Genomic DNA, 19,235 nt, shown 5'->3' with positions numbered 1-19,235 from the left:
GAACGGGGTGGCGAGTCAGCGTTGACGGCCACCACTTTAACGGCGGATGCCGCTGCCGGCATTGCCGTGGATCAGGCGCTGATCCTGGCTTGCGTCGCGAGTCGATTGATCGCCCGCTCCAGTTCTTCCAGCGCCACCACTGCCTTCGGATCGCCCTGTTTAAGCAGGGTTTCACTGCGCTGACAGGCCGCGCGTAACTGCGGCACGCCACAATATCGGGTCGCACCGTGCAGGCGATGCACGCGCTCGATCAGTGCATTCTGATCGCGGGCTTCACTGGCGGCACGAATGGCTTCGCGGTCAGCCTCCAGCGAGGCGAGCAACATGGCCAGCATGTCGGCTGCCAGATCGGCCTTGCCGGCGGCCAGACGCAAGCCTTCTTCGTGGTCGAGCACCGGCAACTCACTGCCACCCGCCGCGCTGTCGCTGGCCCGTTCCGTTCCTTGATTGCGCAAGGCCAGACCGGTCCACTTCAGCACCACTTGCGCCAGTTGCCGCTCGCTGATCGGTTTGGTCAGATAGTCGTCCATGCCGCTTTGCAGCAAGGCGCGTTTTTCGTTGGCCATGGCGTGGGCGGTGAGGGCGACGATCGGCAGCGGTGTGCTATGCCGTTCGCTTTCCCACTGGCGGATGGTTTCGGTAGTCTGGCGTCCGTCCATGCCCGGCATCTGCACGTCCATCAGCACCAGATCGAAGGATTCGCTCTGCACCGCTTTGACTGCTGCGTAGCCGCTTTCCACGGCCAGCACCTTGGCGCCCATGTCTTCGAGCAGGGTCTGTACCAGCAACAGGTTGGCCGGGTTGTCGTCGACGCACAGCACTTTCGGCGCGCGGCTCGACAGCGGCTCACCCGGCTCGTTGCGCGGCTGGCGTGGATTGGCCAGATCGGCCAACGCCCGACGCAGTTTGCGCGTGCAGGCTGGTTTGGCTTGCAGCTGGCTGTGCGGGTTGGGCACCGAGAGATGGAACAGCGTCTGTTCGGTGGTCGGGCACAGCACCAGCACTTTGCAACCGAGGTGTTCGAGATCCCAGATGTGCTGGTTCAGGCGCTCCGGGAGCATGTCGTTGCTGGTGATGCCGAGCACCGCAAGATCAATCGCCTGATCGGTCTGGTGCGCGCCAGTGACGCCGTTGGTCAGGCTCTCCAGCGTATTGAACGGCGTGACGTCGAGGCCGCAGTCTTCCAGTTGATGCTGCAGCGCCTGACGCGCCAGTTCGTGATTTTCCAGCACCGCCACGCGACGCCCGAGCAGTGGCGGGCCCGGCAGGTCTTCGCTGTCGTCGCGGGTTTTCGGCAGGCTCAGGCTGATCCAGAATTCCGAGCCTTCGCCCGGGGTGCTGTCGACGCCGATTTCGCCACCCATCTGTTCGATCAGACGCTTGGATATCACCAGACCCAGACCGGTACCGCCGGGTTGGCGCGACAGCGAGTTGTCGGCCTGACTGAATGCCTGGAACAATGCGCGCACGTCCTGACTCGACAGGCCGATGCCGGTGTCCTGAATGCTGATGCGCAACTGCACGCTGTCTTCGTGTTCCTCTTCGAGCATGGCGCGGGCGACGATGGTGCCTTCGCGGGTGAATTTGATCGCGTTGCTGACCAGGTTGGTGAGGATCTGCTTGAGGCGCAGCGGGTCGCCGACCAGTGACAGCGGCGTGTCGCGATAAACCAGACTCACCAGCTCCAATTGCTTGGCGTGGGCTGCCGGGGCCAGGATGGTCAGGGTGTCCTGCAACAGGTCGCGAAGGTTGAACGGGATATGGTCGAGCACCAGTTTGCCGGCCTCGATCTTCGAGAAATCGAGGATCTCGTTGATGATCCCCAGCAGGCTGTCGGCGGACTTCTCGATGGTGCCCAGATAGTCGAGCTGGCGCGGGGTCAGTTCGCTTTTCTGCAACAGATGCGTGAAACCGAGAATGCCGTTGAGCGGCGTGCGGATCTCATGGCTCATGTTGGCGAGGAACTCGGATTTGATCCGGCTCGCCTCCAGTGCTTCTTTGCGCGCCAGGTCCAGTTCGATGTTCTGGATCTCGATGGTTTCCAGATTCTGCCGCACGTCTTCGGTGGCCTGATCGACGCTGTGCTGCAGTTCTTCGCGAGCGTTCTGCAAGGTGCCGGCCATGCGGTTGATGCCCGAGGCGAGCTCGTCCAGTTCCTGACTGCCGAGCGGTGGCAGGCGGGTTTCCAGATGACCGTCCTTGAGCTGGGCAACTGCCTGTTTGATCTGGCTCAGCGGGCGGTTGATGGTGCGGCCCATGCGCAACGCGAGCAGGGCCGCGCCCGCCAGACCGGCGGCAATCAGCAGCAGGCTGGCAAACAGGCTGCGATAACCGCGCAGCAGCATGCCGTTGTGCGACAGCTCCAGTTCGACCCAGCCGAGCAGACGGTCGGATTCTTCGGGGATCAGATCACCAGCGAGGTTGCGATGCTTGCCGAACACCGGCATCAGGTAACGGGTGGCGTCATTGCCGCTGCGCCGTTGCAGTTGTGCACTGTCACCGCTGGGCGCCTGATTGAGCATGGTCGGGCCGGCGTGCGCCAGCGGTGTGCGGTCGGGGGCGAGGAAGATGACGGCGCGCACGTCAGGCTGTTCGAGGGACTGGGTGGCGATGCGTTCGAGCAGATCGGTGTTGCCGTGGCCCATGGCGGGCGCCACCAGCGGCGCCAGTTGTTCGGCGATCATTTCACCGCGCTGCATCAATTGGGTCTGCAAATCGGACTGTTGCATCCAGGTGAAATAGCCACCGAGCACCAACGCCATCAGGCTGGTGGGCAACAGGGTCAGCAACAACACGCGACCTTTGATTCCCAGTTTCTTGAGCACACCCATCTCCTGCATCCCGCTGAACTGTTGACTCGCACGTGCGTCCGGCACGCGACATTGGCGCAGTGTAGCGATTTGCAGGCGGGCAATCTTCGGAAAAATCATGTCGCCATTGGTCGGCGCTGCCTGGCGCGTTTGTCCGGCCGGTCAAGCTTGGGTTGCCCGATGGCGGGCAATCTTGAATAATCGGCCAACTGAGAATTATTAGCAGATACTCATGACTCCTGTTTCCACCGACCTGCCACGCATTCTCGCCATTGAGGACGACCCGGTGCTGGGCGCCTATGTTCACGAGCATCTGGGCCGCAGCGGATTTGCGGTGACCTGGTGCCAGAACGGTCAGGAAGGGCTGAACATTGCGCGTCACCAGCCGTTCGACGTGGTGCTGATGGACATTCTGCTGCCGGGGCTCGACGGCCTGAAGGTGCTGACGCAATTGCGCCAGAGCCATTCGACGCCGGTGCTGCTGATGTCGGCGCTGGGCGCCGAGGCCGATCGCATCAGCGGTTTTCGCCTGGGCGCCGATGATTACCTGCCCAAGCCGTTCAGCATGGCCGAGCTGCATGTACGGATCGAGGCGATCCTGCGCCGGGTGGCGCTGGATCGGCGCCCGGCAGCGATTGCCCCGGCTGCGATCCACGGCGCGCTGCGCTTCGACGACGAACAGTGCGAAGTCTTCTATAACCAGCATGCTGCCGGTCTGACTCGCAGCGAATACCGTCTGCTGGAAACCCTCAATCGCAACGACGAAGAAGTGCTGAGCAAGGCCTTCCTTTATCAGCATGTGCTGCAACGCGGCTATGCGGCCCACGACCGCAGCCTCGACATGCACATCAGCCAGATCCGCCGCAAACTCAAGGCCATCGGTTACGCCGAACGGGAAGTGCGCACGGTGTGGGGCAAGGGTTATGTGCTGAGTGCCACCGATGAAAGTCTCTGACCTGCCGGGGCGGCATTCGCTGTTCTGGAAACTGGCGTGTCTGCTGGTAGCGTTCTGTCTGTTGATGATCTGGCTGAGCTGGTCCTGGGGCCGCTACATGGAAGAGCGCAACCAGTATCTCTCCGACGAGGCGCGCGGCACTCTGAGCCGCTATGCCAGCGAAGCCGAGCGGGCGTGGCAGCGTGGTGAGCGCGACGGGGTCGATAACTGGTTGCAGAGCATGGAGCTGCGCGAAGCCGCCTGGGTCGGGGTGATCGACCGCAATCTGCAGTCGTTGAGCAGCGATCCGCTGAATGAACAGGAAATCCAGCACCTGACCTTTTTACGCGGCCTCGACTGGCCGATCCACAAGCAAGGCCGGCCATGGCTGCGCGTACCGTTTCCGCAGAATCCGTCCGCCGGCAGTCTGGTGATCGAGTTGCCCGAGCGCTTCCTGCCGGGAAAATACCGGGTGTTCTGGCGGGTGATCACCAATGGCGTGATTCCGGGATTGTTCACCTTGCTGCTGTGTGTCGGTCTGTATCGCTTGCTGGTGGTGCCGCTGAACAATCTACGCAAGCAGGCCAATGCGTGGCGTGCCGACCAATTGAATGTGCGTCTGTCGAGCGGCATTACCCAGCGCCCGGACGAACTCGGTGAACTGGCGCGGGCCTTCGATTCAATGTCCGAACGCCTGCAATCCACCGTCGCCCTGCAACAGCAATTGCTGCGCGACCTGTCCCATGAACTGCGCACGCCGCTGAGCCGGCTGCGGGTGGCCAGTGAAAGCGAGCAGGATCTACGGCAACTGCGCGAGCGCATCAGCCGTGAAGTCGACGGCATGCAACGACTGGTCGAAGACACCCTGCAACTGGCGTGGCTCGACACCGAGCGTGCGCCGCTGCCGGACGAAGCGATCCAGATTCAGGCGCTGTGGGAAATGCTCACCGACAACGCCTGTTACGAAAGCGGCTGGCCGAGCCTGCAATTGCAGTGCGCGGTGCCGGCGTCGTGCTGGGTGCGCGGCAACCTCAATACTTTGGCGCAAGCGCTGGAGAACATTCTGCGCAACGCTATTCGGCATTCGCCCGAGGGCGGCATCGTGCGCCTCGATGGACAGCGTGACGGCGATTACTGGCATTTGTGGCTGGAGGATCAGGGCGGCGGGGTGGCCGAGGGCGATCTGCAACGGATCTTCTCGCCCTTCACCCGCCTCGACGGCTCGCGCCCGGGGGACGGCGGTTTTGGGCTGGGGCTGAGCATTGCGAGGAATGCGGTGCAGCGTCAGGGTGGGATGGTGTGGGCGGAGAATGGTGGGGCGGGGTTGCGCTTGAATTTTCGGCTGATTGCCGATGACGGCGGCGTGACGGCTGACGCCTTCGCGAGCAAGCCCGCTCCCACAGTGGATGTGGGGCGTCCGCAGATTGTATAACCAACACCGCCACCCTCCTGTGGGAGCGGGCTTGCTCGCGAAGGGGCCCTTCGATTCACCGCTGAACTCAAAAGTCGCACCACCGGTGCGACATTCATCTGCTTATTCCCAGAAACCATAAGCACCGCACTTTGCGTGATATGGCCTGCGAACGTTTGCCGGTATGATAGGCGCCCCCGCACGTCTGGATTGCGAATACGCCATGACCCTGCAGTACCCAACCATCGCCGATTGCGTCGGCAACACTCCGCTGGTGCGTTTGCAGCGCCTGCCCGGTGCCACCAGCAACACCCTATTGCTCAAGCTCGAAGGGAACAACCCGGCGGGTTCGGTCAAGGATCGTCCGGCGCTGTCGATGATCACCCGTGCCGAACTGCGCGGGCAGATCCACGCCGGTGACACGCTGATCGAAGCGACCTCGGGCAACACCGGGATTGCGCTGGCGATGGCCGCCGCGATCAAGGGTTACAAGATGATCCTGATCATGCCGGACAACTCCAGTGCCGAACGTAAAGCGGCGATGACCGCTTACGGTGCCGAGCTGATTCTGGTCAGTCAGGAAGAGGGCATGGAAGGCGCTCGCGATCTCGCCCAGCGGATGGAAGCCGAAGGCCGTGGCAAGGTGCTCGATCAGTTCGCCAACGGCGACAACCCTGAAGCGCACTACACCACCACCGGCCCGGAAATCTGGCGTCAGACCCAGGGCACCATCACCCATTTCGTCAGTTCGATGGGCACCACCGGCACCATCATGGGCGTCTCGCGCTACTTGAAAGAGCAGAGCGACAGCGTGCAGATCATCGGGCTGCAACCGATGGAAGGCTCGGCCATTCCCGGTATCCGTCGCTGGCCGCAGGAATACCTGCCGAAGATCTATCAGGCCGACCGCGTCGACCGCATTGTCGACATGGCGCAAAGCGAAGCCGAGGACGTCACCCGGCGTCTGGCCCGCGAAGAAGGCATCTTCTGTGGCGTGTCCTCGGGCGGTGCGGTGGCAGCGATGCTGCGCCTGTCCAAAGAAGTTGAAAACGCGGTGATCGTCGCGATCATTTGCGACCGTGGCGACCGTTATCTGTCGACCGGCATTTTCGACGCGCCCAACTGATGGCCAAGCACGAGAGAGGCCTGCGCTTCCAGCCCACCGGCGGCAGCAAGGCCGCGCAAATTCCGACCGGCAAAAAACAGCGCTTGAACATCGAGCGCCTGGCCAATGACGGTCGCGGCATCGCGTTTTTCGAAGGCAAAACCTGGTTCGTCCTCGGCGCCCTCGCCGGTGAAGAGGTCGAGGCGCGGGTGCTTGGCGCCCGCGGCAAAGTGGTCGAAGCGCGCACCGAGCGCGTGTTCAAGGCCAGCGAATTGCGTCGCCCGGCAGCCTGTCAGCATGCCGGCCGCTGCGGCGGGTGCAGCGTGCAGCATTTGCCCCACACCGAACAGCTTGCCCTGAAACAGCGCATGCTCGCCGAGCAGCTGTCGAAGGTTGCCGGGGTCGCGCCTGACGAATGGGCTGCGCCGTTGACTGGCCCGGAATTCGGCTATCGCCGCCGCGCGCGGATCGCCGTGCGCTGGGACATGAAAGCCAAGCAGCTTGAAGTCGGTTTCCGCGCTGCCGGCAGTCAGGACATCGTCGCCATCAACGAATGCCCGGTGCTGGTACAGCCCTTGCAACCGATCATGACCCGTTTGCCGGAGATGCTCCGTCGTTTGAGCAAACCGCAAGCGCTGGGGCACGTCGAGTTGTTCAGTGGTTCTTCGCTGGCGGTGTTGTTGCGACACATGGCGCCGTTGTCTGAAGCCGACCTGACGATCCTCAAGGAATTCTGCCAGTTCCATGAAGCGCAACTGTGGCTGCATGGCGACGGCGAGCCGCAACCGGTGGATGCCACGCAGTCGCTGGGTTATCGCCTGGAGCAGTGCGATCTGGATCTGGCCTGGCGCCCGGGGGATTTCATTCAGGTCAACGCCGGGGTCAATGAGGCGATGGTCGCGCAGGCGCTGGACTGGCTGAAGCCGACCGGTGACGAGCGGGTACTCGACCTGTTCTGCGGTCTGGGCAACTTCGCCTTGCCGCTGGCCAAAAGCGTGCGCGAAGTGGTGGCGGTGGAGGGCGTGCAGACCATGGTCGACCGCGCCGCTGCGAATGCCGCTAGCAACAATTTGCATAACACAAAGTTTTTTCAAGCCGATTTATCCCAGCCTTTGACCGATGCTCAGTGGATCGGAAACGGCTTTTCTGCGGTACTCTTGGACCCACCGCGTGACGGTGCTTTCGAGGTGGTGCGCAAGCTCGCGACCCTGGGTGCCAAACGGTTGGTGTATGTATCGTGCAACCCTGCAACTCTGGCGCGCGATACGGTCGAATTGATCAGGCAGGGCTACCGGTTAAAACGTGCCGGGATTCTCGATATGTTTCCTCAGACGGCACATGTCGAGGCCATGGCGTTATTTGAAGCGAGCCAGGATGGCTCGTCTGAATCCGTCTGACCTGTCCGGGCGGCGCTCGCTTTAGCCCCGCGAGCGCATACGGGCGTTGAGGGTCAGCGATTTGACGCATTGAATCTGCGTCGTAGGGAAGGTAAAGCAGCATGGTACAGGTGAGAGCACACCAGCCGATCAACACTGACGGCAGTATCAATCTCGAGGCTTGGCTCGATCACGCGGTCAGTGTCGACATGGCACTGGATCGCGAAGCCTTGAAAGAAGCCTGCGAGTTCGCTCGCGAGGCCGAACAGCAGTCCAATGCCAAGAAGAATCTGTGGGCCGAAGGCTCCGGCAGTTTCAGCACGGGACTGGAGATCGCCGAGATCCTCGCCGACCTCAAACTCGATCAGGATTCGCTGGTCGCGGCGGTGCTGTATCGCGGCGTCCGCGAAGGTCAGATCGAACTCGCGGCGGTCAGCCAGCGCTTCGGTCCCGTCGTGGCCAAACTGATCGACGGCGTGCAGCGCATGGCGGCAATCAGTGCCAGCCTCAGCCCGCGCCAGTCGATGGTGATGGGCACTCAGGGCCAGGTGGAAAACCTGCGCAAGATGCTGGTGGCGATGGTCGACGACGTTCGTGTCGCTCTGATCAAACTGGCCGAACGTACCTGCGCCATTCGCGCGGTGAAAACCGCTGATGACGAGAAGCGCAACCGCGTTGCCCGGGAAGTCTTCGACATCTATGCGCCGCTCGCGCACCGACTCGGCATCGGTCATATCAAGTGGGAACTGGAGGACTTGTCCTTCCGTTACCTGGAGCCTGATCAATACAAACAGATCGCCAAGCTGCTCCATGAGCGGCGGCTGGACCGTGAGCGGTTCATCAGCGATGTGATGACCCAGCTCAAGGACGAATTGCAGGCCACCGGCGTCGACGCCGACATCAGCGGCCGGGCGAAACACATCTATTCGATCTGGCGCAAAATGCAGCGCAAGGGTCTGGAATTCAGCCAGATCTACGACGTGCGCGCCGTGCGCGTGCTGGTGCCGGAAATGCGCGACTGCTACACCGCGCTCGGCATCGTCCACACCCTGTGGCGGCACATCCCGAAGGAATTCGACGACTACATCGCCAACCCGAAAGAGAACGGCTACCGCTCGCTGCACACCGCGGTAATCGGTCCGGAAGGCAAGGTGCTGGAAGTGCAGATCCGTACGCACTCGATGCACGAAGAGGCCGAGCTCGGCGTCTGCGCGCACTGGCGCTACAAGGGCACCGACGTCAAATCCGGCTCGAACCACTACGAAGAGAAAATCTCCTGGCTGCGGCAGGTGCTCGAATGGCACGAAGAGCTGGGCGACATCGGTGGTCTGGCCGAACAGCTGCGGGTCGATATCGAACCGGACCGGGTGTACATCTTCACCCCGGACGGTCATGCCATCGACTTGCCGAAGGGCGCGACGCCGCTGGACTTCGCTTACCGCGTGCACACCGAAATCGGTCACAACTGCCGGGGCGCGAAGATCAACGGGCGGATCGTGCCGCTCAACTACAGCCTGCAGACCGGTGAACAGGTCGAGATCATCACCAGCAAGCACGGTACGCCGAGCCGCGACTGGCTGAACCCGAACCTGGGTTACGTCACCACCTCGCGGGCGCGGGCGAAAATCGTTCACTGGTTCAAGTTGCAGGCCCGTGACCAGAACGTCGCGGCCGGTAAAACCCTGATCGAGCGCGAACTCAATCGCCTCGGTCTGCCGGCGGTGGATTTCGACAAGCTGGCCGAAAAGGCCAACATGAAAACCGCCGAAGACATGTTCGCCGCCCTCGGTGCCGGCGACCTGCGTCTGGCGCAACTGGTCAACCTGGCGCAGCAATTGGTCGAGCCGGAGCGTGGCAACGAACAGCTGGAGTTGATCCCGCGCAAAGCTACCGGTTACAAGCCGGGCAAGCGCGGCGACATCCAGATCCAGGGCGTCGGCAATCTGATGACGCAGATGGCCGGCTGCTGCCAGCCGCTGCCGGGCGATGCGATTGTCGGCTACATCACCCAGGGTCGCGGCGTGAGCATTCACCGGCAGGACTGCGCCTCGGTGCTGCAACTGGCCGGGCGCGAGCCGGAGCGGATCATCCAGGTCAGCTGGGGCCCGGTGCCGGTGCTCACCTATCCGGTGGACATCGTCATCCGCGCCTACGACCGTTCCGGTCTGCTGCGGGACGTCTCGCAGGTGCTGCTCAACGAGCGGATCAACGTGCTGGCGGTCAACACCCGCTCGAACAAGGAAGACAACACTGCGTTGATGTCGCTGACCATCGAGATTCCCGGGCTGGATGCGCTGGGGCGCTTGCTGGGGCGGATTTCGCAGTTGCCGAACATCATCGAGACGCGGCGTAACCGTACTCCGTGATGAGGTCACGATCCCTGTGGGAGCTGGCTTGCCAGCGATTGCATCACCTTGGTTTTCCTGAGAGACCGAGTTGTTTGTATCGCTGGCAAGCCAGCTCCCACAGGTTCTTGTAGAGACAGACAGATGTATTCACTTGAAGACCTGCTCCACCTGATGAACCGCCTGCGCGACCCGCAGTACGGTTGCCCGTGGGACATCAAGCAAACCTACGCGACCATCGTCCCGCACACCCTCGAAGAAGCCTACGAAGTGGCCGACGCCATCGAGCGGGGCGACTTCGATCACTTGCAGGGCGAGCTGGGTGATCTGCTGTTTCAGGTGGTCTATTACAGCCAGTTGGCCAAGGAAGAAGGGCGCTTCGAATTCGCCGGAGTGATCGACAGCATCACCCGCAAGCTGATCCGCCGTCATCCGCACGTGTTTCCCACCGGCGAACTGTACGCACCGTTGGATGTGCCGCGCCTGAGCGAAGAGCAGGTCAAGCAGCGCTGGGAAGAGATCAAGGCCGAAGAGCGCGCCGAAAAATCTGTCGTGCCCGAGCAGCTGTCACTGCTCGATGATGTACCTGCCGCGCTGCCGGCGCTGTCGCGTTCGGCCAAATTGCAGAAGCGTGCCGGGCAGGTCGGTTTCGACTGGCCGGATGCGTTGCCGGTGCTGGACAAAGTGCGCGAAGAGCTCGATGAAGTGCTCGAAGCCATGTCTGAAAACGATCCGCAAGCGGTGGCCGACGAGATCGGCGATCTGCTGTTTTCCGTGGTCAATCTGGCCCGGCACCTGAAGGTCGATCCGGAAACCGCGCTGCGTGGCGCCAACGCCAAGTTTGAAAGACGTTTCCGTTTTATCGAACAGGCATTGCGCGACACCCGTCGTCCCATGGAAGATTGCACCCTCGAAGAGTTGGACGCCCTGTGGGGCGAAGCCAAACGTCAGGAAAAGAATCTGCCCAGCCGCGGCTGAGCCGTTGCCCAAGTGAGTAAGCATTAATGAGCCTTTCCCTTCGCGACCAGCTGCTCAAAGCAGGCCTGGTCAACCAAAAGCAGGCCAAGCAGGTCAGCAAAGACAAGCAGAAGCAACAGCGTCTGGCCCACAAAGGGCAGGCCGAGCTGGATGATTCGCAGCAGCGCGCCGCTCAGGAAGCCATGGCCGAGAAGGTCAAGCGTGACCAGGAACTGAACCGCCAGCAGCAGGAGAAGGCCGAGGCCAAGGCCCGTGCCGCGCAGGTCAAGCAGTTGATCGAAGTCTCGCGTCTGCCGAAGCTGACCACCGAGGACTACTACAACTTCGTCGACGACAAGAAGGTCAAGCGCATCTCGGTCAACACGCTGATGCGCAACAAGCTCAGCAGCGGCTCGCTGGCGATCGTGCACCATGCCGGCGGTTACGAGGTGATCCCGCGTGAAGCGGCCCTGAAGATCCAGGAGCGCGACCCGCAACGTATCGTGCAGCTCAACGTGCAGACCGAAGAGGTCAATGCCGAGGACGATCCGTACGCGGCCTATCAGATCCCGGATGACCTGATGTGGTAAACCGATAAAGCTGTAATAACGACAAACCCCGCTCATGGCGGGGTTTGTCGTTTTCAATGCTGTGGTTGCTTCAGGCGGATTTCAGATCCCGCTGCTGTTCCTGCAGTTCAAGTTCGGCCTTGTAGTTGTGGGCGTCGATCTCGTTGTGGAACATGCCGACCAGCAAGTCTTGTTGATGCACATCCCAGATGCGGATACCGGCGGCTACGCCTTCGTGGGACATGTGTGAATCGTCGCGTTCAGTTACTTTTACAGTCATCTGCTAGCTCCAAATCTCAAGTTATCTGCAGCAAGGCGTGTGCAGGACTCTTTTATATGATTTGTTAGCTTGCTAAGTAAACGCTTGATTTGCGCAAGGTGTTGTTGCGGTTTTTGCAACAGTGCTGCAGCCCGCGTAATCCGCGACATTCGGTCGCAGGGTGCAAGGTTTCATGACAGAAGTTTCATTTTCAGAAGCTCAGCAAGTCCACTTGTGGGAGCGAGCCTGCTCGCGAATTCGGTGGGTCAGGTGATGAGAGGGTGGCTGGAATATCGCATTCGCGAGCAGGCTCGCTCCCACAGGGGTTTACGGTTAACTGCCATTTATTTCAGGCAAAAAAACGCCCCGAACCAGTCGGGGCGTTTTCATGTGTGGCTCTGCAGCGGGGACTTACTTGCCTTCCCAACGCTTCAGCACCAGCGTGGCGTTAGTGCCGCCGAAGCCGAAGCTGTTGCTCATCACGGTGTTGATGGTGGCGTTTTCGCGGGTCTTGGTCAGCACCGGCAGATCGGCCACTTCAGGGTCCAGTTCGTCGATGTTGGCGGAGCCGGCGATGAAGTTGCCTTCCATCATCAGCATGCAATAGATCGCTTCGTGAACGCCGGCGGCGCCCAGGGAGTGACCGGACAGGCTCTTGGTCGAGCTGATCGCAGGAGCCTTGTCGCCGAACACTTCACGCACACCTTTCATTTCCGCGACGTCGCCGACCGGAGTCGAGGTGCCGTGGGTGTTCAGGTAGTCGATCGGGGTGTCGACGGTGGACATTGCCATCTGCATGCAGCGGATCGCGCCTTCGCCACTTGGGGCAACCATGTCGTAGCCGTCGGACGTTGCGCCGTAGCCAACGATTTCGGCGTAGATCTTGGCACCACGGGCCAGAGCGTGTTCCAGCTCTTCAACCACGACCATGCCGCCACCGCCAGCGATGACGAAACCGTCACGGTCGGCGTCGTAGGCGCGGGAGGCTTGCTCCGGGGTGTCGTTGCGCTTGCTGGACAGGGCGCCCATCGCGTCGAACAGGAACGACTGGCTCCAGTGCTCTTCTTCACCGCCACCGGCGAAGACGATGTCCTGCTTGCCCATCTGGATCTGTTCCATGGCGGTACCGATGCAGTGAGCACTGGTGGCGCAGGCAGAAGCGATGGAGTAGTTCAGGCCCTTGATCTTGAACGGCGTGGCCAGGCACGCGGAAACGGTGCTGCTCATGGTCCGCGTTACACGGTATGGGCCAACGCGCTTCACGCCTTTCTCGCGCAGGATGTCCAGCGCTTCCATCTGGTTCAGGGTCGACGCGCCGCCGGAGCCGGCGATCAGGCCGGTACGCGGGTTGGACACTTGCTCTTCGGTCAGGCCGGAGTCAGTGATCGCGTCTTTCATGGCCAGGTAGGCGTAAGCCGCTGCGTGGCCGACGAAACGATAGATCTTGCGATCGATCAGTTCTTCAAGGTTGAGGTCGATGGAGCCGGAAACCTGGCTACGCAGACCCATTTCAGCATATTCCGGGTTGAACCGGATGCCAGGGCGGCTTGCACGCAGGTTAGCGGAGACGGTCTCTTTGTCATTGCCCAGGCACGAAACAATGCCCAGACCAGTGATAACGACGCGGCGCATGCGAATAACCCTTAGAAGTTGTCAGTGGAGGTGAACACGCCGACGCGAAGGCCTTCGGCGGTGTAGATTTCGCGACCGTCGACAGTCACCGAACCGTCGGCGATGGCCAGGTTCAGCTTGCCCTTGAGGACGCGTTTGATATGAATGTTGTAGGTGACTTTCTTGGCGGTCGGCAGGACCTGGCCGAAGAATTTCACTTCGCCCGAACCCAGCGCACGGCCACGGCCCGGCAGGCCTTGCCAGCCCAGGAAGAAGCCGACCAGTTGCCACATGGCGTCCAGACCCAGGCAGCCCGGCATCACCGGATCGCCCTCGAAGTGGCACGCGAAGAACCACAGGTCAGGGTTGATATCCAGCTCGGCGACCAATTCACCTTTGCCGTACTTGCCGCCTTCTTCGCTGATCAGGGTGATGCGATCCACCATCAGCATGTTCGGGGCGGGCAGTTGCGCGTTACCTGGGCCGAACAGCTCACCGCGACTGCAGCGCAGCAGGTCTTCCCGAGTAAAGGCGTTTTGTTTGGTCATGCGAGCTCCTCAATAATCCCATGCGGCAGGTGGGGCAAATCTTCCCGGCCGATCGACGCGTTCATGCCTCGTACCGGCAGCCTACTCATAGACTATTGCGTTGTGGTGAAAGTCACAGCACCAAGGACATGAATGTACACTTGTGCACTGAAATTTTTATTCAAGCCTCTTTTGAGGCTCGTTCGGGTGCCTAAGACTGCCGCACTTTCGCTTTTCACGCCAGTCGCAGATGGTCGAAAAACCGTCACTACTGCACCCAGCGCTGCAGAATCTGTTGTAGGTCATTGCGTTTGAACGGCTTGGCCAGGTAATCGTTCATGCCCGCCGACAGACAGGTTTCGCGGTCGCCCTGCAAGGCGTTGGCGGTCAGCGCGATGATCGGTACCTCGCCGCGTCCGGGCAGTTGACGGATCTGCCGAGTCGCCTCGTAACCGTCGATGATCGGCAGGCGGCAGTCCATCAGAATCACTTCGAAATCATTGCCTTCGGCGCTGCGCACCGCTTGCGCGCCATCGGTGGCGACGCTGACGGTAAAGCCCAGGCTGCGCAGCATGGCTTCGATGACCGTCTGGTTGACCGGGTTGTCCTCCACCAGCAACACATTGCGCCCCTCACCATGCCCGTTGCCATTGGCTGCACGCGGTGCCGCCAGTTGCGGCAACGTCTGCTTATATAAGGCCAGCGGGATTTCCAGAGTGAACACCGACCCCAGGCCTTCTTCGCTTTGCGCGCGCAACGTCCCGCCCATGCGTTCGGCCAGGGTGCGGGCGATCGGCAAGCCGAGGCCGGTGCCGCCATAGCGCCGGGAAATCGAACTGTCGGCCTGCTGGAAGGCGTTGAACATCAACTCCAGACTTTCCGAGGAGATACCGATGCCGCTGTCGCGCACCGAGCAGGTGAACCACAGCAACTCGTGATCCAGCGACTGCCACTGCGCCTCGATGCTGACCCGGCCGCGCTCGGTGAACTTCAAGGCATTGCCCACCAGGTTGACCAGAATCTGCCGGATCCGCGTCGGGTCGCCCTGCACCTGCAAGGCGCGCATGTCCTCGGGGATCCGCAGGTTCAGGTCCAGGCCACGCTGCACCGCGCTGTGCTGGAACGACTGGGCACACGCGCCGATCAGGTCGGCGAGGTTGAACGGAATGTGCTCAAGCTCCAGCTCCGAGCGTTCGATCCGCGAGAAGTCGAGAATGTCATTGATGACTTTCAGCAGGTGTTCGGTGGACTCGGACGCGAGCGCCGCGTACTCGATCTGCTCCTCGGTCATGTCGGTGGTTTCCAGCAACTGCAACATGCCCAGCACGCCGTTCATGGGGGTGCGCAGTTCGTGGCTCATCATCGCCAGGAAATCGGATTTGGCGTTGTTGGCCTTTTCCGCTTCTTCACGGGTCTGGATCAGTTGCGCCATCGCCTGATGCTGTTCGCGGCTGGCCTGTTCCAGTGCCTGGGCAAGGTTGTTGATGTGCTGCGACAGGGCACCCAATTCCGTGTCATCAACGATCGGCAGCGGGGTCTTGTAGTCGCCTTGCTGAATCGCCTTGACCGCGTTGCCGATATCGCGGATCGGCGCCGACAGACTGCCTGCCAGACGCCGCGCCAGAACAAAAGTGAAGAGCAGGGCAAACAACGCCAGGATCCCGGCCTTGAGCAGAATTTCCTGTTGGCGCTGACTGAAGGCATCGTTGGACAGACCGACGATCACCCGGCCCAGATAGTCTTCGCTGGTCACGTTGTTGCTGGCTTTGGCGTCGTGGAAAAAATCGCTGTTGAGGGCGATCCGTTGCAGGCGCACCGGGGCCTGGAACACCTCGACCTGATGCGGGCGATTGTGCGCGTCGGCGGCTTGCTCAACGTAGGCGAGAATCCGGTTGGCGCTGTCCTGCACTTCCAGAAAACGCACGTTCGGTGTGGCCAGGGTCGCTTTGAGCAGGCTTTCCAGCACTTCGTTGTTGCCGGAAATTACCCCGTATTCGGTGGCTGGCGCCAGTTGATTGGCGATCAGTTGCCCGGTGTGATTGAGCTCCTGCCGTAAATCCTGAATCCGCACGAAGGTAAAGAAGCTGATCAGCAGCAGCGTGAGCAGCAGGGCCGGGCCGAGGCTGATCAATTGCGTGCGGGTGTTGATGTCCCAGCGGCGACGCAGATTCATGGGTGGCTTTCTCCTTCAGCCAACTGGCGGGCTACAGACGCTTCATCGATTGGCTCGATACCCAGGGAACGAGCGACCTGCACATTACTTGAGACCTTGAAACGATCGGGGTAGAGCGTGCGCGGCCACGTCGCCGGCGGGCGATCCAGCAACTGGTCAAGGATCGCCAGCCAGTCGGGCTGATCGCTGTAAGTGCTGGCGAGGCTGCCGGCGCGCACGAACGCCGCGTTCGGCCCGACCAGCGCCACTTGCCGGGAGTAACTGCTGAGCAACAGGTTTTTCGCGGTTTTCGGGTTGTACAGATCGGGATCGTCGAGGCCCAGCAACACATCACTGTTTCTCAGCACGCTTTGCAACGGGCGACTGTCCTGGGTGTTGTCCCAACGCTGGCTGACGATTTGCAGATTCAGCGGCGCTGCGGCCTGATGCAGCTCCTTGAGCAGGAATTCGCTGTGTTGGTCGAACAGCACGCCGACCCGGCGCACCTGCGGCAGAATCCGTCGAATCAGTTGCAGTTGCCTCCCCAATGGAGGATCGCTCCACAGCAGACTCAAGTGCGGCGGTTGTGCGCCACCCAGGCGTTGCCGCGCTTGCAGTCGGCTGATGCGCAACACCAGCGTCGCCGGGCCTTGGGGCTCCTGCAGGCGCCAGTCGAGGCTGGGCAGGTCGAGCAGAATCATCCGCAAATTGCTCGGCAACTTGCCCGGTGCCGGCAGGCTGGCCAGCGGCTGGAACCGCACATTGTCGGTGGGACGCAGCTCGCTCAGGGCCTGGACGAAGGCCTGCACCCCGGGGCTTTCTTCGGCGCCGGTCAACAGAATGTCTGCGGCTTGCACCGCCACGCCGTGCAGCCACGCGGTCAAAAACAGACAGACACCCGCCAGCCAGTGGCCGAGGGTCGGCGCCTTGTTTGGCGTGGCGTAGCGCACCCTAGAACTCCAGCTCGGCGCTGAAGTACAGCACCCGGCGTTCGTCGTAATTGTTGTCGACGAAAGTGGTCGGTTCATTGTCGAGCCGCTGCTGCAGCACGCCGGCCAGTTGCAGTTGGGCTTTGCCCAGCGGGATGCGTTTGGCGATGCGCGTGTCGACCCGCTCGAAGCGGTAGCCGTTGAGCGCGTTGTCGCCGTAATAGAACAGGGCGCTGTTCCAGCCGTGGCCCCAATCACGCAGCCAGCCGGCAGAACCGCTGTTGCGCGCAGTGAATTGCTGATCCAGCGGGTTGCTCGCCTCGGCGTCGACGAAGGCGTAGGTGAAACGCAGGCGATCAATCATGCTCAGGCGCCAGTCGAGCTGGGTTTCGGTGCCGCGAAAGCGCGAGCTGTTGGCGTTGCTGGCGATGTACTGGTTGTTACGCAGCGGCTCGCTGATCATCCCGGTGATTTCGTCGTAGAACAGCTTCACGTCCACGGCCAGACCCAGCTCGGCGAAATAGCCGTTGTAGCCCAACTCGCGCGAGCGCATGTGTTCCTGATCGAGATTGCCCGGGCCACGGGTCTTGACGAAGTAGCGCGCCGAAGACTGGCCGTAGGCGGACGGCCGCAGGTTACTTACCTGATAGCTCCAGTTGACGTTGTTCTCGAACATGTCCGGCGAACGGATCGCCTCCGAGTACACCGCGCGCAGGCCATGGCGTGGGTTGATCAGGTAGTTGACGGCGAAGCGGGGCGTCAGCGAATTGCCGATCAGTTGGGTGTCTTCGAACATGGCGCCGCCCTGCAGCAGCCAGTGTTCACTGGCGCGCCACTCCAGTTGGCCGAACGCGCGCCAGGTGGTGTCGTCCAGCGTGCCGTTGAAGTAGGTCTCGGAGTCGGCCCGGTCGTAACGATAGTTCAGGCCACTGACCAGCCGCAGACTGTCGGACAGGCTGAGGGTGTCCTGCAATTCGAGGTCGTAGCGCGACTCGCGGGCGCTTTGGTCGATGTCGCCGCACAGGGTCTGGCTGGCACCGTTGCGCCATTGATCCAGCACTTGATTGGCGAGGGCCATCTCCTGCGGCGTTCCGGCTTCCGGACCGGGGCCGGTGAAGCGGGTGATGTTGCGCGCCAGGCGTTCGGTGTAGTTCGGGTTGAGTTGCCACAGCTGTGTCAGTTGCGGGCTGAACGACACTTCGGCATCGCAGGCACGCCACACTTGCTGGCGATCCCAGTGCTGGGCCGAACCTTGTATATAAAGGCTGTGTTCGGGATTGATGTCGAGATTCCAGCGCACCGAGCCGGCGTAATCCTTGGCGACCACGTCGGAATTGTTCCCGGCAGCGGTAATCCCCGAGAACACAGGGCGGTAGGTGTAGGGCCGCTGGTTACTGCCGTCCTTCGCGTTGATTTGCCAGTCGAGGCTCTGGTTGTCGCTCAGGGTCTGGCTGACGGCGAGGCTGAAGCGGTTCAAGCGGCGGCTGTCACGGTAATCGGCGCCGGTGCGGTCGCTGTCGAAGCCATCGTCTTCCTGGCCAGACAGCGACAGGCGCAAGTCGCCGCCATTCCAGCCGGTGCCCTGGCTGGCATAGAAATCGTTGATGCCGCGCTGGCCTCGGGTGACCTTCAGGCGCGTGCCGTGGCTGTCCGCCGGGTTGCGGGTGATGATGTTGACCACCGCCATCAGCGCGTTGGCGCCGTAGCTGACGGTGTTCGGCCCACGGAAAACCTCGATGCGCTCGATGTCTTCCATGGCCACCGGAATATCGCTCCAGTCCACCGTGGCCAGGCCTGCGCGGTACACCGAGCGGCCATCGATCAGCACCTGCATGCGCCGCGCTTCACTGGCATTGGTCCCGTGATAATTGACCGCCGCCTGATTGCCGCTGATGTTGCCGACCATCATCCCCGGCACCAGCCGCAGCAACTCGCTGATGTCCCGCGCGCCGCTGGCGTTGATCAGCTCACTGTCAAGCACGGTCATGCTCCCCGGCACTTCCGCCGGCGTCTGTTTCAGGCGCGTAGCCGTCAGCACCTGCGGCAGCGTTTCGCTGTCGACAAACAGGTCGTCCGCCTGCAACACCGGGCTGAACAGCAGCGCCAGCAGCAGTGACGAACGCGAGGGGGGAGAGCCAAAAGACACGGCACGGCCTTGATCGCAAAGAATTGGCGCGCATGTTAACCGAGGACAGTGACTTTTCCAGTCACGATGCGGGCATTTTCCTCGGCTTTATTGGTCTTCTTCCT

Annotated in this window: 14 protein-coding genes; 7 read left to right on the top strand and 7 right to left on the bottom strand. The window is 61.7% G+C overall.

Going from position 1 to position 19,235, the window contains the following annotated elements:
* Positions 1-71 precede the first annotated feature (71 nt).
* Positions 72-2,825, bottom strand: coding sequence for a response regulator (locus CRO59_RS16655; RefSeq protein ID WP_097088524.1), 2,754 nt, complete (start codon positions 2,823-2,825; stop codon positions 72-74).
* Positions 2,826-3,042: 217 nt separating this feature from the next.
* Between CRO59_RS16655 and CRO59_RS16650 the strand changes: the two genes are divergently transcribed.
* From CRO59_RS16650 to CRO59_RS16620, 7 genes are all read left to right on the top strand, one after another.
* Positions 3,043-3,765 carry a response regulator transcription factor gene (locus CRO59_RS16650; RefSeq protein WP_097088508.1) on the top strand — a complete coding sequence of 241 codons (723 nt, stop codon included), beginning with the start codon at positions 3,043-3,045 and terminating at the stop codon, positions 3,763-3,765.
* Complete coding sequence (locus CRO59_RS16645) at positions 3,752-5,176, top strand: sensor histidine kinase (protein WP_097088506.1); 1,425 nt, start codon at positions 3,752-3,754, stop codon at positions 5,174-5,176. The genes CRO59_RS16650 and CRO59_RS16645 overlap by 14 nt, the downstream gene beginning before the upstream one ends.
* A 202-nt stretch (positions 5,177-5,378) precedes the next feature.
* Positions 5,379-6,281 carry a cysteine synthase CysM gene (gene cysM / locus CRO59_RS16640; RefSeq protein ID WP_027612303.1) on the top strand — a complete coding sequence of 301 codons (903 nt, stop codon included), beginning with the start codon at positions 5,379-5,381 and terminating at the stop codon, positions 6,279-6,281.
* Positions 6,281-7,657, top strand: coding sequence for a 23S rRNA (uracil(1939)-C(5))-methyltransferase RlmD (gene rlmD / locus CRO59_RS16635; protein WP_097088503.1), 1,377 nt, complete (start codon positions 6,281-6,283; stop codon positions 7,655-7,657). The genes cysM and rlmD overlap by 1 nt, the downstream gene beginning before the upstream one ends.
* A 101-nt stretch (positions 7,658-7,758) precedes the next feature.
* Complete coding sequence (gene relA / locus CRO59_RS16630; RefSeq protein WP_027612305.1) at positions 7,759-10,002, top strand: GTP diphosphokinase; 2,244 nt, start codon at positions 7,759-7,761, stop codon at positions 10,000-10,002.
* A gap of 123 nt (positions 10,003-10,125) precedes the next feature.
* The gene (mazG, locus tag CRO59_RS16625) at positions 10,126-10,959 is read left to right on the top strand and encodes a nucleoside triphosphate pyrophosphohydrolase (RefSeq protein WP_097088501.1); all 834 of its coding nucleotides are present in this window, start codon (positions 10,126-10,128) and stop codon (positions 10,957-10,959) included.
* Positions 10,960-10,985: 26 nt separating this feature from the next.
* The gene (locus CRO59_RS16620) at positions 10,986-11,528 is read left to right on the top strand and encodes a DUF2058 domain-containing protein (RefSeq protein ID WP_007968960.1); all 543 of its coding nucleotides are present in this window, start codon (positions 10,986-10,988) and stop codon (positions 11,526-11,528) included.
* Positions 11,529-11,598: 70 nt separating this feature from the next.
* Here the strand turns inward: CRO59_RS16620 and CRO59_RS16615 are convergent, their stop codons facing one another.
* The 6 genes from CRO59_RS16615 to CRO59_RS16590 all read right to left on the bottom strand — a co-directional run bounded on the left by CRO59_RS16615 (position 11,599) and on the right by CRO59_RS16590 (position 19,131).
* Positions 11,599-11,787 carry a hypothetical protein gene (locus tag CRO59_RS16615; protein ID WP_095137166.1) on the bottom strand — a complete coding sequence of 63 codons (189 nt, stop codon included), beginning with the start codon at positions 11,785-11,787 and terminating at the stop codon, positions 11,599-11,601.
* Positions 11,788-12,177: 390 nt separating this feature from the next.
* Positions 12,178-13,398, bottom strand: coding sequence for a beta-ketoacyl-ACP synthase I (fabB, locus tag CRO59_RS16610; protein WP_007968959.1), 1,221 nt, complete (start codon positions 13,396-13,398; stop codon positions 12,178-12,180).
* 11 nt (positions 13,399-13,409) lie between these two features.
* The gene (gene fabA, locus CRO59_RS16605) at positions 13,410-13,925 is read right to left on the bottom strand and encodes a 3-hydroxyacyl-[acyl-carrier-protein] dehydratase FabA (RefSeq protein WP_003227150.1); all 516 of its coding nucleotides are present in this window, start codon (positions 13,923-13,925) and stop codon (positions 13,410-13,412) included.
* Positions 13,926-14,172: 247 nt separating this feature from the next.
* The gene (locus CRO59_RS16600) at positions 14,173-16,077 is read right to left on the bottom strand and encodes a response regulator (protein ID WP_027612308.1); all 1,905 of its coding nucleotides are present in this window, start codon (positions 16,075-16,077) and stop codon (positions 14,173-14,175) included.
* Complete coding sequence (locus tag CRO59_RS16595) at positions 16,074-17,006, bottom strand: ABC transporter substrate-binding protein (RefSeq protein WP_097088499.1); 933 nt, start codon at positions 17,004-17,006, stop codon at positions 16,074-16,076. Before CRO59_RS16595 ends, CRO59_RS16600 begins: the two co-directional genes overlap by 4 nt.
* Before the next feature lies 1 nt (position 17,007).
* Positions 17,008-19,131: a TonB-dependent siderophore receptor gene (locus CRO59_RS16590; protein ID WP_097088497.1), complete on the bottom strand. Its 2,124-nt coding sequence runs from the start codon at positions 19,129-19,131 to the stop codon at positions 17,008-17,010.
* Positions 19,132-19,235 lie beyond the last annotated feature (104 nt).

This window comes from Pseudomonas sp. LAMO17WK12:I5, assembly GCF_900215165.1.
GTDB lineage: Bacteria > Pseudomonadota > Gammaproteobacteria > Pseudomonadales > Pseudomonadaceae > Aquipseudomonas > Aquipseudomonas putida_A.
This window is presented reverse-complemented; position numbering and strand designations above follow the sequence as displayed.